Annotated in this window: 21 protein-coding genes and 3 pseudogenes; 7 read left to right on the top strand and 17 right to left on the bottom strand. The window is 58.3% G+C overall.

Annotation, left to right across the window (positions count from 1 at the left end; all coding sequences use genetic code 11):
* Positions 1-112: 112 nt before the first annotated feature.
* From C4J86_RS20140 to C4J86_RS20130, 3 genes are all read right to left on the bottom strand, one after another.
* Entirely contained in the window at positions 113-1,135 is a 1,023-nt protein-coding gene (locus tag C4J86_RS20140; RefSeq protein WP_124364081.1) for a transporter, read from the bottom strand.
* A 148-nt stretch (positions 1,136-1,283) separates the two neighbouring features.
* Positions 1,284-1,589, bottom strand: coding sequence for a PepSY domain-containing protein (locus C4J86_RS20135; RefSeq protein WP_124371629.1), 306 nt, complete (start codon positions 1,587-1,589; stop codon positions 1,284-1,286).
* Positions 1,590-1,680: 91 nt separating this feature from the next.
* Positions 1,681-2,832 (bottom strand): glycerophosphodiester phosphodiesterase family protein, encoded by a 1,152-nt coding sequence (locus C4J86_RS20130; RefSeq protein WP_124371628.1) that lies wholly within the window; start codon positions 2,830-2,832, stop codon positions 1,681-1,683.
* A gap of 232 nt (positions 2,833-3,064) precedes the next feature.
* Here C4J86_RS20130 and C4J86_RS20125 point away from each other — a divergent pair, with 232 nt between their 5' ends.
* On the top strand, positions 3,065-3,388 hold the full coding sequence (locus C4J86_RS20125; RefSeq protein ID WP_124371627.1) for a DUF2025 family protein: 324 nt from the start codon (positions 3,065-3,067) through the stop codon (positions 3,386-3,388).
* A gap of 548 nt (positions 3,389-3,936) precedes the next feature.
* Here the strand turns inward: C4J86_RS20125 and C4J86_RS20120 are convergent.
* Positions 3,937-4,260, bottom strand: coding sequence for an antibiotic biosynthesis monooxygenase (locus tag C4J86_RS20120; RefSeq protein WP_124371626.1), 324 nt, complete (start codon positions 4,258-4,260; stop codon positions 3,937-3,939).
* Entirely contained in the window at positions 4,257-4,964 is a 708-nt protein-coding gene (locus C4J86_RS20115) for a CTP synthase (protein ID WP_124371625.1), read from the bottom strand. The genes C4J86_RS20120 and C4J86_RS20115 overlap by 4 nt, the downstream gene beginning before the upstream one ends.
* A gap of 79 nt (positions 4,965-5,043) precedes the next feature.
* Here C4J86_RS20115 and C4J86_RS20110 point away from each other — a divergent pair, with 79 nt between their 5' ends.
* Entirely contained in the window at positions 5,044-5,928 is an 885-nt protein-coding gene (locus C4J86_RS20110) for a LysR family transcriptional regulator (RefSeq protein WP_124371624.1), read from the top strand.
* Here C4J86_RS20110 and C4J86_RS20105 read toward each other — a convergent pair.
* From C4J86_RS20105 to C4J86_RS20095, 3 genes are all read right to left on the bottom strand, one after another.
* Positions 5,925-6,440, bottom strand: a complete 516-nt coding sequence (locus tag C4J86_RS20105) for a DUF1003 domain-containing protein (protein WP_124371623.1) — start codon at positions 6,438-6,440, stop codon at positions 5,925-5,927. The genes C4J86_RS20110 and C4J86_RS20105 overlap by 4 nt on opposite strands.
* Positions 6,441-6,513: 73 nt before the next feature.
* Complete coding sequence (locus C4J86_RS20100) at positions 6,514-7,833, bottom strand: PAS domain-containing methyl-accepting chemotaxis protein (RefSeq protein ID WP_124371622.1); 1,320 nt, start codon at positions 7,831-7,833, stop codon at positions 6,514-6,516.
* A 211-nt stretch (positions 7,834-8,044) separates the two neighbouring features.
* Positions 8,045-8,665 (bottom strand): TetR/AcrR family transcriptional regulator, encoded by a 621-nt coding sequence (locus C4J86_RS20095; RefSeq protein WP_124371621.1) that lies wholly within the window; start codon positions 8,663-8,665, stop codon positions 8,045-8,047.
* A gap of 121 nt (positions 8,666-8,786) precedes the next feature.
* Between C4J86_RS20095 and C4J86_RS20090 the strand changes: the two genes are divergently transcribed.
* From C4J86_RS20090 to C4J86_RS20080, 3 genes are all read left to right on the top strand, one after another.
* Complete coding sequence (locus tag C4J86_RS20090; protein WP_124368072.1) at positions 8,787-9,845, top strand: MBL fold metallo-hydrolase; 1,059 nt, start codon at positions 8,787-8,789, stop codon at positions 9,843-9,845.
* A gap of 107 nt (positions 9,846-9,952) precedes the next feature.
* Positions 9,953-10,690: a hypothetical protein gene (locus C4J86_RS20085; protein ID WP_177413163.1), complete on the top strand. Its 738-nt coding sequence runs from the start codon at positions 9,953-9,955 to the stop codon at positions 10,688-10,690.
* A 198-nt stretch (positions 10,691-10,888) separates the two neighbouring features.
* Positions 10,889-12,340: an amidase family protein gene (locus C4J86_RS20080; RefSeq protein WP_124372464.1), complete on the top strand. Its 1,452-nt coding sequence runs from the start codon at positions 10,889-10,891 to the stop codon at positions 12,338-12,340.
* 75 nt (positions 12,341-12,415) lie between these two features.
* Here C4J86_RS20080 and C4J86_RS20075 read toward each other — a convergent pair whose 3' ends face one another.
* The 3 genes and pseudogenes from C4J86_RS20075 to C4J86_RS20065 all read right to left on the bottom strand — a co-directional run.
* Positions 12,416-12,796 (bottom strand): helix-turn-helix transcriptional regulator, encoded by a 381-nt coding sequence (locus tag C4J86_RS20075; RefSeq protein ID WP_124371620.1) that lies wholly within the window; start codon positions 12,794-12,796, stop codon positions 12,416-12,418.
* Positions 12,797-12,904: 108 nt separating this feature from the next.
* On the bottom strand, positions 12,905-13,852 hold the full coding sequence (locus C4J86_RS20070) for a hypothetical protein (protein ID WP_124371619.1): 948 nt from the start codon (positions 13,850-13,852) through the stop codon (positions 12,905-12,907).
* Between the two features lie 54 nt (positions 13,853-13,906).
* A pseudogene (locus tag C4J86_RS20065) lies at positions 13,907-14,890 on the bottom strand (MFS transporter); the annotation flags it as partial.
* 1 nt (position 14,891) lies between these two features.
* Between C4J86_RS20065 and C4J86_RS20060 the strand changes: the two are divergent.
* Positions 14,892-15,281: pseudogene (locus C4J86_RS20060) on the top strand (LysR substrate-binding domain-containing protein); the annotation flags it as partial.
* 115 nt (positions 15,282-15,396) lie between these two features.
* On the opposite strand, the gene C4J86_RS20055 reads toward C4J86_RS20060, so the two are convergent.
* The 6 genes and pseudogenes from C4J86_RS20055 to C4J86_RS20030 form a co-directional block, all read right to left on the bottom strand.
* A complete protein-coding gene (locus tag C4J86_RS20055; RefSeq protein ID WP_124371618.1) occupies positions 15,397-16,428 on the bottom strand; it encodes an acyltransferase in 1,032 nt (343 codons plus the stop codon).
* Between the two features lie 80 nt (positions 16,429-16,508).
* Positions 16,509-17,249, bottom strand: a complete 741-nt coding sequence (locus tag C4J86_RS20050; RefSeq protein WP_164487785.1) for an SGNH/GDSL hydrolase family protein — start codon at positions 17,247-17,249, stop codon at positions 16,509-16,511.
* A 200-nt stretch (positions 17,250-17,449) separates the two neighbouring features.
* The gene (locus C4J86_RS20045) at positions 17,450-18,097 is read right to left on the bottom strand and encodes an HAD-IB family hydrolase (RefSeq protein WP_124371616.1); all 648 of its coding nucleotides are present in this window, start codon (positions 18,095-18,097) and stop codon (positions 17,450-17,452) included.
* Between the two features lie 72 nt (positions 18,098-18,169).
* A pseudogene (locus tag C4J86_RS20040) lies at positions 18,170-18,373 on the bottom strand (HNH endonuclease); the annotation flags it as partial.
* A gap of 60 nt (positions 18,374-18,433) precedes the next feature.
* Entirely contained in the window at positions 18,434-19,684 is a 1,251-nt protein-coding gene (locus C4J86_RS20035) for a ribonucleotide-diphosphate reductase subunit beta (protein ID WP_124364060.1), read from the bottom strand.
* 482 nt (positions 19,685-20,166) lie between these two features.
* The gene (locus C4J86_RS20030; protein WP_124364059.1) at positions 20,167-20,436 is read right to left on the bottom strand and encodes a DUF2790 domain-containing protein; all 270 of its coding nucleotides are present in this window, start codon (positions 20,434-20,436) and stop codon (positions 20,167-20,169) included.
* 398 nt (positions 20,437-20,834) lie between these two features.
* Between C4J86_RS20030 and acs the strand changes: the two genes are divergently transcribed.
* Positions 20,835-22,790, top strand: coding sequence for an acetate--CoA ligase (gene acs, locus C4J86_RS20025; RefSeq protein ID WP_124368069.1), 1,956 nt, complete (start codon positions 20,835-20,837; stop codon positions 22,788-22,790).
* Positions 22,791-23,111 lie beyond the last annotated feature (321 nt).

Below are 23,111 nucleotides of genomic sequence, written 5' to 3'. Positions count from 1 at the left end.
GTCTATGATCGTTCCCACGCTTTGCGTGGGAATGCCTCCTGGGACGCTCCGCGTCACGACGCAGAGCGTCACGGGCTGAATTCCCACGCGGGAGCGTGGGAACGATCGTCATTCAGTAATCCTTGCGCTTCCTGAATGCCCAGCGCCCGGCGATCAAGGTAAAGGTCGCCACCAACGCTACCAGGATCCAGAAGCCCTCCGGGTCGGTGGACAGCGGTACCCCACCCACATTCATGCCAAAAAAACCGGCGATGATATTGATCGGCAGCGCCAGCACCGTCACCACCGTGAGGGTGAACAGGGTGCGGTTGCTCTGTTCGTTGAGGTTGGCGGCGATCTCTTCCTGCAACAATTTGATGCGCTCGCCCAGGGCCGTCAGGTCGTTGATGATCAGCGCGAACTCTTCGGTGGATTTGCGCAACTCCTTCACGTCTTCCTTTTGCAGCCATTGCGGCGGCCGGTTGAGCAGGCGCAACAGCGAGCCCGGTTCCAGCGCCAGCAGGCGTTGCAAACGCACCAGCACGCGGCGTGCGGCACCGAGTTCGGCGCGGTTGGTGGACAGGCGCGAGGACAGCAACTGGTCTTCGATCTGGTCGACGCTGAGGCTGGTCTTGCGCACGATTTGCGTCAGCACTTCGCCCTGGTCGCGCAGCAGGTGCACCAGCAATTCCAGCGGCGAGCGGAAGCGCTCGCCGGCCTTCACCGACGAGCGCAATTTATCCACCGAATGCAGCGGTTGCAGGCGCGCACTGATCAGCAGGCGACTGCGCGCGCACACCCATAACGTGGAAATATCCGACGACACCATGCTGCTGAAGTTGAATACCACGTCGTTGACCACCGCCAACAGGGCGGAATCGACGTGCTCGATGCGCGTGGAGCGCGAGCCTTCGTGCAATGCTTCGAAAAACTCTTCGGGCAATTCCAGATGGGCCTGCATCCAGCGCTCACAGGCGGCGTGGGCCAGGTTCAGGTGCAGCCAGAGAAATGCTTGCGGATCGCCGGGTTGTTGCAAGTACGCAAGCGCGGTGGCCGAGTCAATCTGCTCGCCCTTTTCGCCGGGCAGAAAGCGGAAACCGTAAAGCAGGCCAAACAGATCGGGATCCTGATGGGCGTGATCGATGCTGTGGTTCATGGAGGCTCGCAGACAAAGCGCCTGTAGGACGTTTCACAGGTTCGCATGCGCGAATCATTGCAAGGCGCGATGACGGTTATGTGACGGTTTGGCGAGCGCCCATAAAAAAACGCGCCACCTGCAGGTGGCGCGTTTTTTGAGTTTTAACTCAGGTGTCTTGCTTGTCTTCCAGTACGGCGCCTGTTTTGGCGTCGAGCTTCACGTCCCACTTCTTGCCGGTGGTGTCGGTCAGGTCCACTTCGTAGACCAGCTTGCCGGCTTCGTGATCCAGTTCGGTGTCGTTGATGGTGGCGCCGGCATGCTTGGCGACGGCGGCAGCGTTGAGTTTTTCAAACGCCATCACGTCACCGGATTTGAGCAGGCCTGGAATCTGGTCCGGGCGAACATCAGCCTGTGCCAAACCCGCAGTCAGAGTCAGGGCAGTGGCGGCGAACAAAGTGGTCAAGGTTTTCATGGTGTGTGTCCTTCTGGTTGAACTGTTTAAGTGGCGCCAGATTAACCGGCGCAACTTAACTCATGCTTAATGGCTGACTGCCACAAACGCCTCAATACTTATGGTCGTTCAGCAGGTCCTGCACGCTGGACGACGGCCAGCGCTTGTAGAACTTCAGCAGTTCGGCAGCGCGGTTGGTAAAGATGCCATCGACGCCGGCCTTCATCACCTTGTCGAAATCAACCGGTTCATCCACGGTGTACACATGCACCAGCAGGCCCTTGTCGTGGGTCAGCTGGTTCATTTCAGGCTTGACCAGGTCGGTGTAGCTTTGGTCGCCGTGGTCGGTCAGCTCCGCCGAAGGGCCAGTGCCGATGGCGCCCAGGCTCTTGGCCTGGTCGACCCATTTTTCGAACTCGGCCGCATCCTTTGGTTCCTGCTTGGCGTAATAGGCGGCTTTGGTCGGCTCGCCGGACTCGGCAAAGGGCACTTTGGACTTCGGTTCGATGCTGCCTTCACCGACCCACAACAGCAGGATCTTCGGCGTGTTGGGCATTTCTTTCTGCAGTTCTTTCAGGCTGGCCACCTCGAAGGTTTGCAGCACCACGCGGCCCTTGCCTTGGCCGACACCGGTGTTGCTCTTGCCCAGCTTGGAGCCGGCGGAACTCAACCAGCCCTTGTCCAGCAGCTTGTTTTTCAGGTCGGCCTCGATGCCCGGAAATTGCTTGGGCTCCTTGGTCTCGATGTACAGGCCGGGTTTGTGTTGCGGATTACCTTCGGCGATTTTGATGATGTCATCCAGGCTCTGGATTTTCAGGCCGACGAAACCAGGGCGTGCGCGGTCCGGGTAGGCGGCGTTGAACCAGCTGCCGGCGTCGAGGGTTTGCAGCTCTTTCCAGGTGAATTCGTTGGCCGGCGCGTCTTTGCGCTCGGGGAACTTGGTCGCCACGTCGGTGGTGCGTTGCAGGTTGTTGTCGTGCAGGGCGAACAATACGCCGTCCTTGCTGCGCTGCAGGTCCAGCTCCAGGTAGTCGGCGCCCAGGTCGCGCGCGACCTTGTAAGCGGCGGCGGTGGACTCGGGGGCGTCATAGGAAGCGCCACGGTGGGCGATCACGGCAGGGTAGGGAATGCCTTCGTTTGTCGCCAATTCAGCCGGGCTGATGGGGTCGGCAGCCTGTGCAGGGCCAAGGCCGAGCATCAGCGCCAGCAGCAAGGTACTCCCTAGCGTGGCGTGCACCGGGCCTTTGGTTAACGTGACAGGCATAAGCGAAGTCCTTTCGTGTAGGTGACTTTGAGAAGGTGTCCTTTTTAGCAATTGATTGCGAAAGGCGCTATCACCAAACCGACATTAACGTGCGCGCGGGCCAATTTTGTGAATTTTTTTGTGACGCATTGCAGTACCCTTAGCCGAAGCTGCCCCGTTAGAGGACGGTATTTTCTGCCACGCGTGTAAACCATCTTTCCAGTCCCAGTAGGACTTTTCAGTGAGGTTTACCATGCGCATCACTTCCGAACTTATCTGCCAGGCCGCCGACCAACTCCACGGTTTTGTCGGTCTGAACCGCAAGACGGGCCAGTACATCGTGCGTTTCAGCGAAGATGCCTTCGGCATGGACGTGGCCGATGACGGCATCATCCCCACAGCCGAGTTCGTCTGGGAACCGGCTGCCGACCACAGCATGATCCTGTCCCGCGCGCGCATTCAGTTGCTGCTCGCACAAAACATTGACGATCGCATCAACATCAGCGAACCGCTGCGGGTGTATATGCGCCGGGTTGAAATCCCGCAGATCAGTGCGTTGCGTAGTTTGGTCAGTTAAGCGCAGGCCATTTGCAGCGTAGGTATCTACACAACTTTGGCGTAGTCCTGAACCTGTGGCGGCTCGGGAGTCGACGCTTCTCTAACTGAGGCCCCGCGTTCCAAATGTGGGAGGGGGCTTGCTCCCGATGGCGGCCTGACAGCCGACCAGGATGCTGGATCAGGGCGAGTACATATCCGTTGCTGCGGTAACGGCTGCTATGGGTTCCGCCCTTACGGCGTCTCACTTTTGAAAAGCGCAAAAGTAAGCAAAACGCTCTTGCCCCACCACTCGGCACCTCGCTTAGGCTCGGTGTGCCCGTAATCCGACATTGATTTGGGGGGCCGCCGCCACGCGCCATCCATGGCGCGGGGCGGCTAAACCGGCATCCCTGCCGGTTTACCCCCCAAATCACTGTCGAATTCCGGCCAGCGTGGTTTAACGGGGCGCTTAAGATCAAGAGCAAGAGCAAGAGCAAGAGCAAGAGCAAGAGCGGCTCGCTTCGCATCGTGGTTACCGGAGGCTGCTACACACTTGTGTAGATACCTATGCATTTTGCAGACGCGCGATCATTCAGCGTGGAAGCTATAGGCCCGCTCCACCTTGCATACGCGGGTATGAAACGCGGTGTACCAGAGGGAGCGCCCTTGCTCGCGCACCTGCTGATGTTCGGCCTGCTGTTTCCAGGCCAGGATCGCCGCTTCGCTGCTCCAATAAGACACGGTAATCCCCAGGCCTTCTTCCCGCGCCGATTCCACGCCCAGAAATCCCGGCTGTTCATGCGCCAGTTCCAGCATGCGCGCGGCGGCCTGACCGTAGCCCTGGTCGCCAGCGGTGCGCAGTGAGCTGAAGATTACCGCGTAGTAGGGCGCCGCCGGTGTCTTGGCGATCATGCCGAGGCCTCCTGGCACGCCGTGAGCAGGGCAATCGCCAGCGGCGGCGTGATGCCTTTGAGGGCGGTGCGTTCGGGTTGGAACAGGGTGGCGACGAAAAAGGGGTGGTTCAGCAGCTCCACCGCTCGAAGGTCGTTTGCAGCGTCGTGACCGCTGGCAATCATTGCTCCTTCAAGCAGTGCATGAGCGAACTCGGGGTTGATGCCGTAGCGGCACCGATAACCTTCGTGGATGTCCAGGCTGCCATAGGCTTGCGCGATACGGGTGTAGGGCTCCAGGCGCACGGTGTCGTCGGCCTCCACCAGCGCACAACTCAACGGCGTGATGACGGCACGTTTAGCGCCCGGTACCAACTCGCCGTGTTCGGCGTCCGCCCAGCCCAGCACGTTGCGGGCATATTCCAGCACCGCATGCTGAAAACCACCGCAAGTGCCGAGGAAAGGTCGCCGCTGTTCGCGGGCGAACCGGATGGCTCGCAGTGCGCCTTCGGTGTCGCGGTACGGGCTGGCGGGCACGCACCAGAAACCGTCGAACCCATGCAGCGAGGCCGTGGCGGTGATGGTGTCGGTGTCGAGCCATTGCACCTTTACGCTCAGCTTCAAGACTTGGGCTGCTTGTTGCAGCGCCACGGGAATGGCCTGGTGCGCAATCACGTCAGGGTTGTAATCGCCGATCAGAGCGAGGTGCAGCGGGGCGTCTTTCATCGTGTGATCCCATGGCTTGTGGTGTCCTGAGGGGCACTATAGATTGGCGCTCACGCAATCAATATTGGCATTTGCCCACATGCTCAATGCAGCCGTGCACTATCAAGTCGACTATAACGATCTGTCGCTGGTCCTCGCCCTGGTTCGTGGCGGCACCCTGGCGCGGGCCGCCGGGCTGCTGCGGGTGGATGTGTCCACCGTGTTCCGGGCGGTGCGGCGCCTGGAAGCTGCTCTTGGCCAGACGTTGTTTGAAAAAAACCGTGCTGGTTATCTGCCCACCGAGTTGGCCACCCACTTGGCGCAACAGGCCGAGCGCGCAGAACTTGCCCTGGAGGCCGCGCGCATCGGTGTGGAGCAGGGCGGGGAAGTGATCAGCGGCACGGTGCGCCTGACCTGCACCGACGCTGTGCTGCAAGGTCTGCTGCTGCCGGCCCTGGCCAGGTTTATGGCGAATTATCCGGCGTTGATCCTGGAGCTGAGCACCTCCAATGATTTCGCCAACCTCAGCCGCCGCGATGCCGATATCGCGCTGCGCCTGACCAGCAAGCCGCCGGAGCATCTTGTCGGACGTTGCCTGGGGACGGTGACGTATCAGGTGTGCGCCAGCGCCGACTATGCGCGTCGGCATGCAGGCCAGGAGCTGGCTGACCTGGCCTGGATCACGCCGGACGACTTTTTACCTGACCATCCCACGGTGGCCTGGCGCCGTGAGTATCTGCCGGGCGTGCGTCCCGGTTATCGTTGCAACAGCATGCAGTCGGTGACCGAGTTGGTGCGCGCCGGGCTGGGGGTGGCGGCGCTGCCGGATTTTCTGATAGGCGATGGCTTGCAACCACTGGGCCCCGCACTGGCAGGGCATGACACTGCACTATGGCTGTTGACGCGCCCTGATTGCCGGGCGTTGCGTTCAGTGGTGACCCTGTTTGATGAGCTGGGGCGACATGTAAGCGGGTTGCGCAATTAGGTTTTGCGCACAAATTGCTCATGTATTTCGCACGTCAGGGTTTCGATACGTTCGGTCAGCTGTTTAGTCATTTCCGTCAGCCGCGTGTTCTGTTCCAGTAGTTCCAGCAACTGTTTGGTGGTTTGTGCGGCCTGGGCCTGGCGGGCGGTGTTGGCGGTGGCCAGGGCTTCGCGGTGTTGTGCGTCGGCGTCGGACTGGGCTTTGTCGCGTGCAGCCTGGCGCGTCTGGGCCAGCAGGATCAACGGCGCGGCGTAAGCGGATTGCAGGCTGAAGGCCAGGTTGAGCAGGATGAATGGGTATACATCGAAGTGGGTGATGCCGGTCGCGTTCAGCACCACCCACAGCACCACAATGGCGGTTTGCGCGCCGAGGAAGGTCGGTGTGCCAAAGAACCGCGCAAAGGCTTCGGCCTTGAGGGCAAAGGTATCGTTGCCGAAGGTTGGCGCCAGATGGGCGTGGTGTCGGTGGAAGCGCAAGGGGTCGACAGGGGTAGGGTCAGGTTTATCGGTCATGGCGGGCTCGAGTCGGTGGCGTGAGGCATCACGCACTATAGACCCAGCCCTCGGCCCGCACATGAAGAAGCCGTCAGCGGTTGCCCCGCTCGTTGGCAAACGCGCTCACCGCCTGTACCGCCTCGCTGGTGCCTTCACGGATCTGCAGGATTACCGTACCGGCCTGGTTGGCCAGTTCCACGCCCTGGGCCGCACGGTCGCGGGTGGCGTCCATGCTGTCGATAGCCTGGCGGGTTTCGTCCTGGATCATGGCGATCATGCCGGAAATTTCCGCCGTGGAGCCGCTGGTACGCGCCGCCAATTGGCGTACTTCATCGGCCACCACGGCAAAGCCGCGGCCTTGCTCGCCCGCGCGGGCCGCTTCGATGGCGGCGTTGAGGGCCAGCAGGTTGGTCTGGTCGGCGATGCCGCGAATGGTGTTGACGATGGTGGTGATCTGTTGCGACCGCTCGCCCAGCTTGGCGATCAGTTGCGAAGAGGCGTCGATATCAACGGCGATGTCGCGCATGCCGGTGGCGGTTTTCTGAATCACCTCGGCGCCTTTTTCGGCCATGTCCTGGGTGTTCAGCGACAGGTGATAAGCCTGCGCAGCGCTTTGCGCGTCGGCCGCATGCTGTTGCACACGGGCCGTAACGTCCGAAGCGAACTTCACCACTTTGCACAGGCGCCCGCTGGCGTCGTACACCGGGTTGTAGTTGGCCTCCAGCCACAGCGTATTGCCGTGCTTGTCCACCCGCTCGAACTGGCCGCTGAACAGTTCACCCTGGTTCAGGCGCTTCCAGAACTCGCTATAGGCTGGACTGCTGGCCAGCGCCGGGGCGCAGAACAGGCGGTGATGCTTGCCCTGGATCTGCGCCAGGCTGTAACCCATGCGCTGCAGAAAGTTGGCATTGGCGGTGATGATGGTGCCATCGAGGTTGAATTCGATCATCGCCATGGCGCGGTCGATGGCTTGCAGCTTGGCATTGGCTTCACTTTCGGCTTGCAGGCGGGGGGTGACGTCCATGGCGTACTTCACCACTTTGACCACGCGACCGGCTTCATCGCGTACCGGGTTGTAGCTGGCTTCCAGCCACACCGATGCGCCGTTGGCGCCTACCCGTTCAAAGGTGCCGGACTGGAATTGGCCGTTGCGCAGATGTGTCCACAGCTGGTTGTAGTCGGCGCTGCGCGCAAACGCCGGTGTGCAGAACATCCGGTGGGGCTGGCCCAGGATCTGGTCGGCGCGGTAGCCCAGGGTCTTGAAGAAATTGTCATTGGCGCGCAGCACGGTGCCCTGCACATCGAATTCGATAACCGCCATCGAGCGCTCGATGGCGTCCAGCAGGCTGGCCTGTTGCGCAGTGGTGTGTTGCAAGGCGGAGATGGTTTTTTTGTGAGCGTTGAATAGCATGATCGGAAGCTCGAGCAGGCATGCGTATGAGGGATCCATGTAAATGCGCCTGACCCCGTAGGGCACCTGGGCCTCACGGTTGACTTGCTCATTGCCAGCTCCTTGTGCTGACAGAGGGGGGTGGAACAACGGGTTCAGAGTGATCGGCCTGCCAGGAAGTTCGCCTTCGGGGCGGCACATTTCTAGCGAGGCGACCAATGGCGGCATTGTGCTACTGCGGCGGACTGACCTCATAGCCTGCAAGGAACAGATCAATCGCCGATTCGATCACATGAGCCTGGGACGTTGCGTCGAGGGTAGGCTGGCCAAGGGTGATCTGCGGCCAGAACGCAAAGGCTTTGAGCAGGCTTTGTATCTGGTGAGCCGCGAACGCCGGGTCTTTGCAACTCAGGCGGCCATCTTCCTGGGCGGCGCGAACCCACTGGGTAAAGCCTTCTTCGCGCTCGCTCAAGCGGTTGACCATGTCTTGGGCCCGTTCAGGCGAATGAATAGTGGCCGCGATGGCCACGCGTGCCAGGTCGAGGAAGTTGGCATCCGCCATCATCTTCATTTTCGCTTCCAGCAACCCGCGCAGTTGATTGCGCAGTGGTTGGTCGCGGCTGTACGCCACATCCAGTTGCGCGGCGCTGCTGGCCCACAATTGGTGGAGTATTTCGGCGAACAGCTCTTCTTTACTGGGGAAGTGGTTGTAGACCGTGCGCTTGGAAACCCCGGCCGTGGCGGCGATCCTGTCCATGCTGGTGACCTCGAAGCCATTCTCGCGAAATTCGGCGATGGCCGCCGCCACGATGGCTTCGCGTTTACGGTCGGTGAGGCGTTGGGAGGCAGTCATGGAAGGCGTTCGGCTCAAAAATGAAATTACACTCGGCAGTTTACTTGCTTAGGGTTTTGTTGCAATGTAGAAACTACACTGTGCAGTGTAATTTATGAGCGGACGCAGGAGTCACTCTGTAATGGCTACGATTTCAACCCGTGTTGGCCCGACATCCACTGCGCCCAGGCCTGCCGAGCGCGACCAGGGGCATTTCACCAACGACGCGCCGGTGCCCCACGGTGGCTTTGGCAAGACCTTGCGTATTTTTTGGAACATGTTGTTTAACAAGCCGCGCACCACAAGGCCTGTGGGCAACATCCCGGTACAACCCCTGACCCGCGAGCACTTGGTGGCAGCCCCTGATCACAGCGTGTTCCGCCTGGGCCATTCAACCGTGTTGTTGAAAATGCGCGGTAAATTCTGGATCACCGACCCCGTGTTCGCCGAACGCGCCTCACCGTTCAGTTGGGCCGGCCCCAAGCGCTTTCACCAACCCCCGATCAGCCTGGAGGAGTTGCCGCCGTTGGAAGCGGTGATCCTTTCCCACAATCACTACGACCACCTCGACCGCACGGCTGTGATCCAATTGGCCGCCAAGACGCGGTACTTTCTTGCGCCCTTAGGCGTGGGAGACACCCTGGTCAAATGGGGGGTGGACGCCGCCAAGGTGCGGCAACTGGATTGGTGGCAGGGCACCGAGGTCGATGGCATTCGTTTTGTTGCCACGCCGGCGCAGCATTTTTCCGGGCGTGGCCTGTTTGACGGCAACCAGACCCTGTGGTGTTCCTGGGTGATGATCGATGACGCGCGGCGGATCTTTTTCAGCGGCGACACGGGTTATTTCGACGGCTTCAAGCGGATCGGCGAGCAATACGGACCGTTTGACCTGACCCTGATGGAAACCGGCGCCTATAACGTCGACTGGCCTCATGTGCATATGCAACCGGAGCAAACATTGCAGGCGCATATCGACCTCAGGGGCCGCTGGTTGCTACCGATTCACAACGGTACGTTCGACTTGGCGTTTCACGCCTGGCACGAGCCGTTCGACCGCATCATGGCGCTGGCCTGGGAGCGCAACGTGTCGATTACTACGCCGGCGATGGGGCAAGCGTTCCGGCTCAACCAGCCCGAACGAGGGCATGCGTGGTGGTTGGAGGTAGAGACTCAGGACGTGAAAGAACAGGCTGCGGGTTAGCTAAAGAGCCTGTGAAAAAGGTGTTTTTCAGGGTGTTTCGACTCTGCGACAAACGTCAGAAGAGAGTGCGATGATCCGTCGGAAAGTTAATTTCGAGGGGCGTTGCAATGAACGAGGACTGCAAGAAACTCTGGCGATTGGGCATGCCGTGCCTCTCGGCATCGTCGCTCGCCGTATCAGGCGAGCATGCCGATCCTGGTTCTTCAACCGTCACCCAGGCGCGAACCGATAACGCCAGCCCCGGTGCTATCGTTTTCGGTGCAGGACGCGCTGAGGGGACGGTACTCATACCCGGCTATAACGCCTTGCCTCCAATGATCAAGCCCACGCGAGACCCCGCGTTATCACTGGTTGCCCTCAGTGGTGTCGACCCCACTGGGCCGGTGATGGTTGAAGTGCCCCTGGTGCAAAACAACAGCGCTTTTACTGCCTCCCCTGTGCTGGCGGGGTGGCGCATCGGCTATGCCATCCGCTATGTACGCGGTGGGCATTTTGAACCCACGGACCAGCATGCAACCTTGCACCGTGCCTTCGTTATCCTCGGTCAAGCGGGTGTGCAATTAGTCGCAGTGGACGCGCCGCGTACGGACGACCCTCTCGAATCCGGTACGGCCATCGATGCGCTCGTGGCCAGCCATCGTTTGGATGCCCTGGTGTCAGACGCTCAGAGTGCGGCGTTTCATGCGGCGCGCAGAAGTGGATACCCCAGCGCCTGTCAGGCGCTGGAGGATGGCACCCAACTCTGGTTTTACGGGGCCCGCTGGGCGGCTGATCGCGTGCAGGTCCTGCTGCAAACTTACCGCCAGCTGCTATCAACTGTCGCGCCTACGACGGGTACGGAATGATCATACCGGGCAGCAGGATTCGCCTGGATAGCGACGCCGGAACAGCCTCTTAGACTCGTGTTGGGTTATCGGCCGATAGCTCTCTTTCAGTCAATTAGGGGGATTTCCATGATCGGACCAGTTTCGGCAGGTGGGTGGGCGACAGGCCTGTTGCAAGCGCTTTCAAATCCGCCGCAGGGCTTCAAGGGCGCCTGTCAAATGGCTGTGGAGATGTCCAGCCGCGGCGGGGTCACCTCAGAATCGCTGGTGAAAGACACGTTCCGACAAATTGCCAATATTGATCATGGGCTGCAGGGCGGTAACGCGTTCATAGAAACCAACCCGGACGCGCTCCAGCAAGCCAGGGCGCTGGACCTTGAACGTGAAAAAGGCCAGGTGCGCGGGTATTTGCACGGCGTTCCGATCGCGCTCAAGGATGTATTCGAAACCAAGGACCGGATGCAGACAAGCGCCGGTTCCAAGGCTCTGGTGGGCAAGGCCGCCACTCAAAATGCCAAGGTCGTGGACAACTTGCTGAAAGCCGGCGTGGTGGTTGTAGGTAAAACCAACATGAGCGAGCTGTCGAACTTCCGCTCTGAATTACCGGTAGATGGTTGGAGTTCCCGAGGCGGCCAGACGCTGAACCCGCATCGCCTGGGCGGGACGGTAGCGGGTTCGAGCTCAGGTTCTGCCGTAGCGGTTGCCCAAGGGCATGTACCGCTGGCGTTAGGGGTGGAAACCAACGGATCGATCACTACTCCCGCGGCCTACAACGGCGTTTTTGGCTTGAAAACCTCCGTGGGCTTGCTGAGTACCGAGGGTGTCATGACCAGTTCACGCATGGATACGATTGGCACGTTCACGCGCAATGTCTGCGATGCGGCAGAAGCGCTCAACGCCATGACCGAGACCACGCTTTACACCGAGGGACTGCGCTCCGATGCCTTGAAAGGCAAGCGAATTGGCTACACACCTGTGCCTGAATTGTCCGTAGAGGAGGCCAAAGACCCCGCGAAGCGGGCGGACCGTAAGCATTACGCGGATGCGCTTGAGGTGTTGAAGTCTCAAGGTGCGATCCTGGTGCCCGTGGGAACGCTGGAGGATGGCGTCGCTGAGCAAACCTACGCCGATTACAACGAAGCATTATTTTCAGACGTCAAGCACCAACTGGAAGAGTATCTCGCCGGGCGCGAGGGTTTGCCTGTCAAATCGCTTTCGGAGCTGATTGCTTTCAATAAGCGTCACCAGCAGCCCGGTGAGCCCGACCAGAAAGTGTTGGAGCTTATCAATGGCCTGGTGAGCACTCAGGACCAGCGCGATAAGCTGTGGGCGGCCGTCATTCCGGTTTTCCAGAAAACCATCGATGATCCGATGAAAAAGCACAGGCTCGATGCGATGGTGTCGAACTTCCTCTCAAACAACTATTTTTTCAGCGCTGCGGCAGGTTACCCGGGAATGTCCATTCCGTCCGGCCTTGATGATGAGGGGATGCCAACGGCGCTTTACCTTTACGGGTCGGCTAACAACGATGCCACAGTGCTGTCGGCGGCCTATGTTTATGAGCAAGCCACACGGGCGATTAAACAGCCGGCATTCCGCCCTGGCACTCCCTTTACGCCAGCACCCGTAATGGCAGATAACGCGGTTGAGGGGCCTGCAGGCAACGTCTGAATGTGATTCAGCCTCTGCGTGAAAGCAGCATGAAAGCGGGTTAATCCATCGCGTTGCCGCTGATCAGACTGGACTCTACGCACCATTCGGTTGGGGAGTGGGGGACTCATTTGATGCAGCGGGTGAGCCCAGCAATCGAGAGAGGAGGCCTGGCGCCGCCGGTTCGGCCGATATGCTGTCGAACCGGCGTTTACTCATCCCCCACCCCGGTGCGAACCCCGGGAAAAACACCAGCCCTTGCGCTTCCAGGCAAAATGCCAGGGCTAATCGAGTGTCATCATCCACGTCGCCGTGGCTTTCCAATTGTTGAATGGCTTGCACCGCCACGCCGGCCTCGCGGGCCAGCTCTTCGCGGCTCCAGCCCAATATGATGCGCGCCTGGGCGCAGTGTTTGGCGGTGAATTGATGAAGGACGATCTGCTGTTCTACGTAAGAGCTCATTGCCAGAGAGGACATGGGGATTTCTCCAGGTTCGACAGGGGAGGCACAACTATACTGTGTTTTTATACAGTTGTTTGTACCGCTCATCAACTCAGGGCAATGGGTGGTGTTTTCAGTGTGCGTTTACTCCATCCCCGGCGCCTCCCGGATGATCAGATGATCCAGGTTTTCAATATTCGCGCTGAATACCCCAAACGTCTGCTCGGGGTTCTTCTGGCTCGGTACCTGCTTGAGCTGCGGCGTCACGCCATAGAAAAAGCAATACAACGGTCGTTCGCTGCCCGCCGCAGCCTTGATCTGCGCCAGGAATGCCGTGCGCTTGCGGTAGCTATCGAGCAGTTTCTTGCTCAGGTAGACGTTGACGGAGTAGGGCTTCTTGTCGAGCCATACCTTCTTTTCGAAATCGATGCGAACACTGTTGGTGTAGTCCTTGATGGCTTTGATCTTGCCCCAATAGATCAGGCCTTGGTTGTCTTGCAGGTATTCGATTTTCTTGAAAAACGTCCAGTACGTCGCCGTGTGCTCGCCGATTTTCAACGGCATTGATTTGAGCTTGTCCTTGTCGTCGATATTCGACACGTAGCATTCCACCGGGTGGGCGAATACGCTGGTTTTATCCGGGGTGGTGTCGTTATTGGCGTGGGGTGTGGAGACACGATTCGCGGGGGCTTTCACCGGGTCTTGCAGGGCGACGTTCTCGGCGCCTGTCAGAAGGCTCCTACGTGTGTATTGACGTCGTGTGAGCACAAACTCTGATGGGAAATTTTCCTCGCGCTCGTCATCGCTTTCACCGGTTGCGCTCTTATGGGTGCTGGCGTAGCGGCAACCGTCGATATGCCGGGTGCTGGTCTTGTTCTTGAAATGGGGCGTACGCTGGTAGTTGACGTTTTTCGCGTTGAAGGTGCTCAGCGTATTGCCCGTATCAAATGCCGCACGGCACACATCGTTGGGGCAGAGAAAGCGCTCCCTGTCAGAATCGAAATCGGCGGTTTCGTCGAAATTCAGGTCTCGTACGTCATAGATTGACAGTTTGTCATCGAGACTCAGGCTGTAGGCCGTGTCGAATTTCATCGGGCTCGGGTCCGTGAGAGGTTTAGCTATTAATAGCGAGAACCTGCGCAAATATCAGCAAGAACCTGCAACCCGTCGCCCACTCAGGAAGCACAGTGTTCCCCCGGCTGCGGTCAATGCCGCCAGCACATAAAACATGCTGGCCGGCGGCGCATTGATCAGCAGGTACCCGCAAATCACCGGGCTCATCGCCCCGCCAAATGCCGCTAGGTTCTGCGCCCCGTAGTAACTGCCGCGCAATGCATCGGGGGCGATGGTATCGATAAACAGGAACTCCGCAGGGTAGATGATCATCTCGCCCAAGGTGAACACGAACATCGCCAGGCACCAGCCGGCCAGACTGTCCGCCAGGCTGAACCCCGTCAGCCCGAGGATAAACAGCACAGTACCCAGCACGATCCAGTGGCGTAACTGCTCTCGCTTGAGAAAGCGGCCGATCTGGTACTGCAGCACAATCACGGTGATGGCATTGCAGGCCAGCACTGCGGAGAGGATTTTCAATGCGGCTGCGGGCTTGTAGGCCACCAGCAAGAACTGCGACAGATACAGGGTGTAGCGCCCGTGGACAATGGTGCTCAACAAGCTGCCGCTGGTGAACAGGATCAGCGTGCGGTCGCCGCGCAGGGTCTGCAACGTGCTGAAAAAACTTTGCGGTTTATGGCTGGCGTCCCGTGCGGTCGGCGCAATGCCGATCATCAGGAACAGGCTGCCAAAGGCAATGGCACTGGCGATCAAAAACGGTGCCCAGGGCAGTTGCCCGGCGATCACCACGCCAAGCATGGGGCCGGTGGCGTAGCCGACATTGGTCAGCGTGTAGCGCAGGGAAAACACTTTGGCGCGCTCGCTCACCGGCAGATTTTCGCTGATGATCGCCTTGGAACCGATCAAGAACAGCGCCGAGGCTGCTTCAGTGATCACCAGGGTCAGGGTGGTGAGGTAGAGGTTGCTGGCAAACGTCAGTAACAGAAAACCTATGGAGCTGGAAAGCATGGCCAGGATCAGCAGCTTGCGCTTTTCCAGGCGGTCGATGATGTAGCCAGAAAGAGCCCACGCCTACTGCGCCGTAGGACACCCGCTTTTCGCCATGAGCGACATCACGCCCGAGGTGCTGCGCCAATACGAAGTGGTCAACCATCGCTACGCGATCCACCGCGACAAGCCCAACTTCGTCCACTACGACAGCCAGTCCGCGTCGGCTTCCCAAGTCGAAGCCGTCGCCATCCTGATCCTCACCGGCCGCTTCTTAGGCTTCCTGCCGGAGCACTACGCCGCGCCATTGGTAAGGGAAGGGCGCCTGCGCACGTTGTGCCCGGAGCAGGTTCACCTGAACGCCGCGTTCAACCTGATCCTGCGCCACAATGCGCCAAGAAGCCCGATGGTAAAGGCCTTCGCTACTGCGCTGGGCGTAGACCTGAAAGCCCCAATCTAAGCCCACCACCATTCAAATGTGAGAGCTGTCGAGCTTCGGCAAGGCTGCGAAGGGGTCGACTCGGTTTCCGGCTGCGTGCTTATATCTGCATCGATGGGTTATTCAGACCGCAATCTCATATGAAGTTACGGGCGGGCTTGTAAAGCCGCATGAGGTATATAGGCAAGAATGAAATAACAAACACAGACAGTGATAGTGCAGGGATCACCCACCCCATTGATTCACCATCTATGATAGGCCCGTAGACCAAGCTAAATCTATTCATTACAAATATGTGCACGCAGTAGATGCCCAGCGTGCAGCCGGAAAGCATGGAAATAGGCTTCGCGTATTTGTTTAAGTGTGAGCCAGCGGCCACTAATATATTGAAGGCTGAAAAAGCTGAGATGAACACAAGCGGCGATAGATAAGAGTAAAACAGTTGGTTTGGCGTTCCTTCTGAAAGGCTCAGCACATAGGTCAATATGGCTGTTGCAATACTGCTTGCTAAAAACGCGGCACAATTCACAGGTATAGAAATATTGACATCCTGGCGTAACACCCGCTCGAACGCATAAGCGCCAACGAATACGTAGCCAATCAACCCTGAGAACCATTGCAACGTGTAAACCGAATCCAAACCGGAGAGCTCAGGTATGAAGTACGACAGCAGGGGCATCAGACCTGCAATCAACAGCCATATCAATATATATGATTTCTTCTCGGTATCAGAACATTTAGCATATATCTTGGCAATAAAAGGAATCGCTACGTATATACCAACGATTGCATAAAGATACCAAAGGTGGAAATAAACGGGACCTTTCAGGGCGGCAATTATAGAATCAATCACGCTACCGTAACCAATGCCCATGTGGCCTTTCCAAGCAGCGTAGAATACACTCCAGAACAGCAGTGGCGGAAATATTCTGATAAATCTTTTTTTATAGAATTCCAGGGCAGGCTGTTCTTTTCTAACAAGAAGCGCACCTGAAATCATTAGAAATAGTGGAACGCAGGATCTAACTAAAGAATCGAACGCGTTAGAGTATTTCCAGTTGTCGTCAAAAACCATGATACTAGTGGCAGAAACATGGAGAACGACAACCATGAAGCAAGCCACTATTCTTGTAAAATCAAGCCCGACGCTCGAATCCTTCAGCAACATAGTCAACTTCCTGGTTACGAATCTTCTTATAGTTGTATGAGCGCCCGCTTCAGGCAGGCGTTCTACCACACCTTAGTCTCTCAGGGCTGGACAGCTTTGTAGAGACGGAACAGTCTTGCAGCGTACATCGCGTGCCCCAAATCATTAGGGTGCCAGCGAACCCCGTCAGACCCTCCCCATCCATGTGCCTCGGGAATCTGCGCTAGATCCCGGACGGAGAGATATTCAAGCGATTCCTGAATCGCGACGTTGTACATCTCTCGGTCTACAGCTGCAGCGCCGGGGTCAGAATACTCACCCTTTTCATTCAAAGGAACGAGAGCCCAAGGGCCAACGGCGATCACCTTTGGCTTGGTACTCATGGCTCGCGCAGTTCTGATAAGGGTTGCGTACTGTCGGTGGAAAAGTAACGGGTTGGCCAGCGCGTCGTCATGTTCGCCAAGCTGAACCACTACAAGATCTGGCTTGGTATCGGCAACCTGATCCATAGCCGCCATACGACTTGGCACAGAACCGCCGCTACCATAGGTGTGAAAGCAAGCAACTACTTTCTGCTTTCGCTCTTTTGATATTTTTGAGACCAGAAGACTTACAAAATCAGTCTTGGGTGAGGATGCAGCCATTCCAGAAACATGCGTCCAGTTCAAATCTTTTATCGTTCCAGGATTCACCGCGTGACGGGTAATACTGTCGCCAATAAACAAAATGCGATAGGTGTCCTTAACTGCCTTTGGACAATAGACAGATTCGTCCAACTGACTTTTATCGGCAAGCGCCGATGAGGACATTAACAAGGCCAGTACTAAAAATAATCCGCGCATTAAACTCTCCATTTTCAATGCGCGAATTGTACACCCCTAGCCCAGATGACCTCCATCACTTAGGTGACACCTGCACTGGCGTAACCGAAGAAGATCACAAGGCCCTGCTGGGGCACAAAAACGGCAGCATCACCAACCATTACTCGGGCGCTGAGCTCGGGCATCTGATCGAAGCTGCCAACATGGCCCAATGACCCACATCACCGCTGCAACCGAGCCCGCCTTTTCTTCTTCGCATGAAAATGCCGAAAATGCGCGTCCTGCGCCGCCGCCAGCAACTCCCGATCCCCGCGCGTATCACCCCAGGCCCTAAGCCGATACTCCCCCAGGTCCCCATACACCGCCTCAAGTCGCAGCACCTTGTTCTCACAGCGGCAGTTATTCCCGGTGAGCTTGCCGGTCAACACCCCGTCTACCACCTCAAGCTCAGTCCCGATCAAGCGGATCCCCAGGCGATCGGCAAACGGCTGCAACACCAGCGCCGGCGACGCCGAACACAACGTCACCACCGCCCCCGAGCCCAACTCCTGCTCCACCGACAACACGCCCGCCGGGCGCATCAACCGCGCCCAATTGCGCTGGCAATACTCCTCGGCCTTCTGCTGCACCCACACCTTCTCCACCCCGGTCATAAAGGTGCGAATCAACTGCGCCTTCAACTCATCCCGGCTGATCTGCCGCACCAAAAAACGCAGCCCCGGCACCGCCAGCTTCACCATCCGGCCGTAAAACGCGCCAGTGCCAAAGGCAAACTTGAGGAAGGGCACGAAACTGTCGTGGTGGGTGAGGGTGCCGTCGAAGTCAAAGACGGAAAGTACTTTGGCGTCAGCGGGGCCGGCTTCGAGCATGTCTGGATTCACGGATTGGCCTCGGTCCTATCTAGTATTTTTTGAATGTGCATCAGGTGTGACAGCAGGAGTCTACTCCCGTGCCAATCTACCGATGTTGGCGTAAAGCCTTTCGGTGAACGCCTCCCGGTCACTCGACCGGTGACAACGCTGATGGCAATTGGGGCACAAGGCTACAGCATTGGTGATGCGATCCGAACCCTTCTGGGCGAGGTGCTTGACGTGATGTACTTCAAGAAATGGCTGGCCGGCGACCTCGAAGCTTCCTTCACAACCCATTAGGCATAAAAAAGCCCCGAACAAGTCAGGGCTCTTGGGTGTCGCTTGGCTTATGAATCAATCCCAGCTCAACGCCCCACCCGTCTGATACTCGATCACACGCGTCTCAAAGAAATTCTTCTCTTTCTTCAAGTCCATGATCTCGCTCATCCACGGGAACGGATTCGTCGTCCCTGGGTACTCTTCCTTCAAGCCAATCTGCGACAGGCGACGGTTAGCGATGAACTTGAGGTAGTCCTCCATCATCGCCGCGTTCATGCCGAGAACACCACGAGGCATGGTGTCGCGAGCGTACTCGATCTCCAGCTGCGTCCCCTGCAGAATCATCTGGGTCGCTTCTTCCTTCATCTCGGCATCCCACAAATGCGGGTTTTCGATTTTGATCTGGTTGATCACATCGATACCGAAGTTCAGGTGCATCGACTCGTCGCGCAGGATGTACTGGAACTGCTCGGCCACGCCGGTCATTTTGTTGCGGCGGCCCATGGAGAGGATCTGGGTGAAGCCGCAATAGAAGAAGATGCCTTCCAGCACGCAGTAGTAGGCGACCAGGTTGCGCAGCAGTTCCTTGTCGGTGTCGACGGTGCCGGTTTCGAACTTCGGATCGGAGATCGAGCGGGTGTATTTCAGGCCCCAAGCCGCTTTCTTCGCCACCGATGGAATCTCGTGGTACATGTTGAAGATCTCGCCTTCATCCATGGCCAGGGATTCGATGCAGTACTGGTAAGCGTGGGTGTGGATCGCTTCTTCGAAGGCCTGGCGCAGGATGTACTGGCGGCACTCCGGGTTGGTGATCAGGCGGTATACGGCCAGCACCAGGTTGTTCGCAACCAGGGAGTCGGCGGTGGAGAAGAAGCCGAGGTTACGCATGACGATGCGGCGCTCGTCGTCGGTCAGGCCTTCGGGGTCTTTCCACAGGGCGATGTCGGCGGTCATGTTGACCTCTTGCGGCATCCAGTGGTTGGCGCAGCCGTCGAGGTACTTCTGCCAGGCCCAGTCGTACTTGAAGGGCACGAGTTGGTTGAGGTCGGCGCGGCAGTTGATCATGCGTTTTTCGTCAACGGCGACGCGGGCGGAGGCGCCTTCGAGTTCGGCGAGGCCTTCGGCGACGTCGAGTTTGTCCAGGGCGGCCTTGGCGCGCACGATGGCGGCGGAGTCATTGGCGGTGACGGCGCGGGCTTCGATGGCGGCAGCAGCGCCGGCACCGTCGAGGCGGTCCATGTTGGCTTCGGTGGCGTGGCCGGCGTTGGCGCCTTTGGTGGCTACTTCGCCTTCTTCTTCTTTGTCGAATTCGTCCCAGCTCAGCATGACGTGTCGTCTCCTGCGTGAGGGCTCAAAGGTGCCCGTGTGAAACCGGATGGTTGGGTGTTCACACGGCCCCAGGGCCGCGGTGGATCTTAAGGAATCGTTTGTTGCAGCAGCTAGCGCAGGCATTAAACGCAATTGGGTTACGGGTTCTGCATGAGGCTTGAGGTGCGGAGCGGCGGGGCTTGCTCCAGCGGAGGCCTCAGGTCTGGCTCTTCGTCCCTGTGTAAAGGGATATTGCAGGCCCGATTTACCCGCGCATTATAGGGAAAAATTCGGGTTTGTGTTGTGGCGGATTGTCCCGGTGAGCGGACAAAAAGGCTGCTATTTGGGCCAGGGCGAGGGTTTGCAGGGGGTTGGCGGGGTAGGAAGTTTTTGACGGGCGGTGGGATGTTTTTTTGTGGAGGGGAGTGCGGTGAATTAAGGACCGGCTCTTTGCCGCAAGAACGATTTCTTGCGGCGAACAAGAATCCACTAACCAATAATCAGCCGTTAGAGCAACCATTACCCATTACATGATAATTAAGAATATGACGCTGACCTTGGGAATCTTCATATTCCATCTTCGCCGGTACAACTTCGCATACTTCCGGGATGTTGCTCATGGAGACTACTTTAGCGACGTCCAAGTGGGTGCTGTAGGTATAGTCCTCAACAATCGGGGCGTTCTGGCCAGCCAGCTCGGTCGGGGCTTCGTCGGCCAGGGCGGCGGTGGCGCACAGGCTGCTGAGGGCTAAAACTAATAACGCTTTCATTTCTCTGTTTACCTTCTTCAGGGCGAAAGGGGTCACGGGGCCCTTGTGAGGCCGCGTGTGTAACTTGAGAGTTGGGAAGTTCGGATTAACGTTGCCTTCGCGGGGGCTGTTGCGGTGTTAATCTCGGTGTCGTGTTGACGGGGTTGATTCTAGGCCTGCGGCTTATATTCATATACCCGTGGTTTTGATAAACACTTTTGGCAGTTTTTGTAACAATCCCCTGATGAAGGTTTTTTCAGAAACCCGCGAAGCGCCACGGGGCGCGGGCCAGAGCGGCAGCCGGGCATAGCTGGGTAATTTGTAGGGTCTTGTTACTACCATCGTCGAATGGTTCTATAGGCCCACCCCGGCTACAACAGGGGCCATACAACAACAACTATGTCACCGAGGTAAGAAAGATGAGTGCGGCTTCCCTGTACCCCGTCCGGCCCGAAGTAGCAGCCAACACGCTGACCGACGAGGCGACCTACAAGGCGATGTACCAGCAATCGGTGGTCAATCCCGATGGTTTCTGGCGCGAGCAAGCCAAGCGTCTTGACTGGATCAAGCCTTTCACCACGGTGAAGCAGACGTCGTTCGACGATCACCATGTCGACATCAAGTGGTTCGCCGATGGCACCCTGAACGTTTCCTACAACTGCCTGGACCGTCACCTCGCCGAGCGTGGCGACCAGATCGCGATCATCTGGGAGGGCGATGACCCGGCCGAGAGCCGCAACATCACGTACCGCGAGCTGCATGAACAAGTCTGCAAGTTCGCCAACGCCCTGCGCGGCCAGGATGTGCATCGCGGCGACGTAGTGACTATCTATATGCCGATGATCCCCGAAGCCGTGGTCGCCATGCTGGCCTGTACCCGCATCGGTGCGATTCATTCCGTGGTGTTCGGCGGTTTCTCGCCGGAAGCCCTGGCCGGTCGCATCATCGACTGTAAGTCGAAGGTGGTGATCACTGCCGACGAAGGCATTCGCGCCGGTAAGAAGATTCCGCTGAAGGCCAACGTCGATGACGCACTGACCAATCCGGAAACCAGCAGCATCCAGAAGGTCATCGTGTGCAAGCGCACCAATGGCACGATCAAGTGGAACCAGCATCGTGACATCTGGTACGAAGACCTGATGAAAGTGGCGGGCACCGTGTGTGCGCCCAAAGAGATGGGCGCCGAAGAAGCGCTGTTCATCCTCTATACCTCCGGGTCCACCGGCAAGCCCAAGGGCGTGCAACACACCACCGGCGGTTACCTGCTGTATGCAGCCCTGACCCATGAGCGGGTGTTCGACTACCGCCCGGGCGAAATCTACTGGTGCACCGCCGACGTGGGCTGGGTCACCGGCCACACTTATATCGTCTACGGCCCGCTGGCGAATGGCGCGACCACCTTGTTGTTTGAAGGTGTGCCGAACTATCCGGACATCACCCGGGTGGCGAAGATCGTCGACAAGCACAAGGTCAATATCCTCTACACCGCACCCACCGCGATCCGCGCCATGATGGCATCGGGCACCGCCGCCGTTGAAGGCGCCGATGGCAGCAGCCTGCGCCTGTTGGGCTCGGTAGGCGAGCCGATCAACCCGGAAGCCTGGGACTGGTACTACAAGAATGTCGGCCAATCCCGTTGCCCGATTGTCGACACCTGGTGGCAGACCGAAACCGGCGGCAACATGATGAGCCCGCTGCCGGGCGCCCATGCGCTCAAGCCGGGTTCGGCGGCGCGGCCGTTCTTCGGTGTGGTGCCGGCGCTGGTGGACAACCTCGGTAACCTGATCGAAGGCGCGGCCGAAGGCAATCTGGTGATCCTCGATTCGTGGCCGGGCCAGGCGCGTACGCTGTTTGGCGACCATGACCGTTTTGTGGACACCTACTTCAAGACCTTCCGCGGCATGTACTTCACCGGCGACGGTGCGCGGCGCGATGAGGACGGCTACTACTGGATCACCGGGCGTGTGGATGACGTGTTGAACGTGTCCGGCCACCGCATGGGCACGGCCGAGATCGAAAGCGCCATGGTGGCACACCCGAAAGTCGCGGAAGCGGCGGTGGTCGGCGTGCCGCATGACATCAAGGGGCAGGGCATTTATGTCTATGTCACTTTGATCGGTGGCGAAGAGCCGACCGAACAATTGCGCCTGGAGCTGAAAAACTGGGTGCGCAAGGAAATCGGCCCGATTGCCTCACCGGACGTGATCCAGTGGGCGCCAGGCTTGCCGAAGACGCGTTCGGGGAAAATCATGCGGCGGATTCTGCGCAAGATTGCCACGGCTGAGTATGACGGGTTGGGCGACATCTCCACCCTGGCCGACCCAGGGGTGGTGGCGCATTTGATCGAGACGCACAAGACCATGAACGTCGCGTAAGGCGGAGTGGGTGGGAAAGAGCCCCATTCGGCGTAGGCCGGGTGGGGCTTTTTAATACGCTCTCGAGACCACTGAAGCTCTATTGTGGGAGGGGGCTTGCTCCCGATAGCGTTGGGTCAGTTGATACAGCTGTCACTGACCTGCCGCTATCGGGAGCAAGCCCCCTCCCACATTTGGATTGCATTTCAAGGCCTGTACAGCTGCTGCCTGCATAGCCAGCTGACAAATAAATATCGGTTTTCACAGTAGGACGTTTCTGAATGTTACCGGTTAACGCAAATGTGTAACCCCGCGCCCAGGCATGAGGCAAACGGCTACGCT

The sequence above is a fragment of the Pseudomonas sp. R2-7-07 genome (assembly GCF_003852355.1).
Lineage (GTDB): Bacteria > Pseudomonadota > Gammaproteobacteria > Pseudomonadales > Pseudomonadaceae > Aquipseudomonas.
This window is presented reverse-complemented; position numbering and strand designations above follow the sequence as displayed.

Bases quoted from the DNA above. Each gene is read 5' to 3' on its own strand.
- C4J86_RS20140 (WP_124364081.1), bottom strand. From the start codon at position 1,135: ATGAACCACAGCATCGATCACGCCCATCAGGATCCCGATCTGTTTGGC.
- C4J86_RS20135 (WP_124371629.1), bottom strand. From the start codon at position 1,589: ATGAAAACCTTGACCACTTTGTTCGCCGCCACTGCCCTGACTCTGACT.
- C4J86_RS20130 (WP_124371628.1), bottom strand. From the start codon at position 2,832: ATGCCTGTCACGTTAACCAAAGGCCCGGTGCACGCCACGCTAGGGAGT.
- C4J86_RS20125 (WP_124371627.1), top strand. From the start codon at position 3,065: ATGCGCATCACTTCCGAACTTATCTGCCAGGCCGCCGACCAACTCCAC.
- C4J86_RS20120 (WP_124371626.1), bottom strand. From the start codon at position 4,260: ATGATCGCCAAGACACCGGCGGCGCCCTACTACGCGGTAATCTTCAGC.
- C4J86_RS20115 (WP_124371625.1), bottom strand. From the start codon at position 4,964: ATGAAAGACGCCCCGCTGCACCTCGCTCTGATCGGCGATTACAACCCT.
- C4J86_RS20110 (WP_124371624.1), top strand. From the start codon at position 5,044: ATGCTCAATGCAGCCGTGCACTATCAAGTCGACTATAACGATCTGTCG.
- C4J86_RS20105 (WP_124371623.1), bottom strand. From the start codon at position 6,440: ATGACCGATAAACCTGACCCTACCCCTGTCGACCCCTTGCGCTTCCAC.
- C4J86_RS20100 (WP_124371622.1), bottom strand. From the start codon at position 7,833: ATGCTATTCAACGCTCACAAAAAAACCATCTCCGCCTTGCAACACACC.
- C4J86_RS20095 (WP_124371621.1), bottom strand. From the start codon at position 8,665: ATGACTGCCTCCCAACGCCTCACCGACCGTAAACGCGAAGCCATCGTG.
- C4J86_RS20090 (WP_124368072.1), top strand. From the start codon at position 8,787: ATGGCTACGATTTCAACCCGTGTTGGCCCGACATCCACTGCGCCCAGG.
- C4J86_RS20085 (WP_177413163.1), top strand. From the start codon at position 9,953: ATGAACGAGGACTGCAAGAAACTCTGGCGATTGGGCATGCCGTGCCTC.
- C4J86_RS20080 (WP_124372464.1), top strand. From the start codon at position 10,889: ATGGCTGTGGAGATGTCCAGCCGCGGCGGGGTCACCTCAGAATCGCTG.
- C4J86_RS20075 (WP_124371620.1), bottom strand. From the start codon at position 12,796: ATGTCCTCTCTGGCAATGAGCTCTTACGTAGAACAGCAGATCGTCCTT.
- C4J86_RS20070 (WP_124371619.1), bottom strand. From the start codon at position 13,852: ATGAAATTCGACACGGCCTACAGCCTGAGTCTCGATGACAAACTGTCA.
- C4J86_RS20055 (WP_124371618.1), bottom strand. From the start codon at position 16,428: ATGTTGCTGAAGGATTCGAGCGTCGGGCTTGATTTTACAAGAATAGTG.
- C4J86_RS20050 (WP_164487785.1), bottom strand. From the start codon at position 17,249: ATGCGCGGATTATTTTTAGTACTGGCCTTGTTAATGTCCTCATCGGCG.
- C4J86_RS20045 (WP_124371616.1), bottom strand. From the start codon at position 18,097: ATGCTCGAAGCCGGCCCCGCTGACGCCAAAGTACTTTCCGTCTTTGAC.
- C4J86_RS20035 (WP_124364060.1), bottom strand. From the start codon at position 19,684: ATGCTGAGCTGGGACGAATTCGACAAAGAAGAAGAAGGCGAAGTAGCC.
- C4J86_RS20030 (WP_124364059.1), bottom strand. From the start codon at position 20,436: ATGAAAGCGTTATTAGTTTTAGCCCTCAGCAGCCTGTGCGCCACCGCC.
- acs (WP_124368069.1), top strand. From the start codon at position 20,835: ATGAGTGCGGCTTCCCTGTACCCCGTCCGGCCCGAAGTAGCAGCCAAC.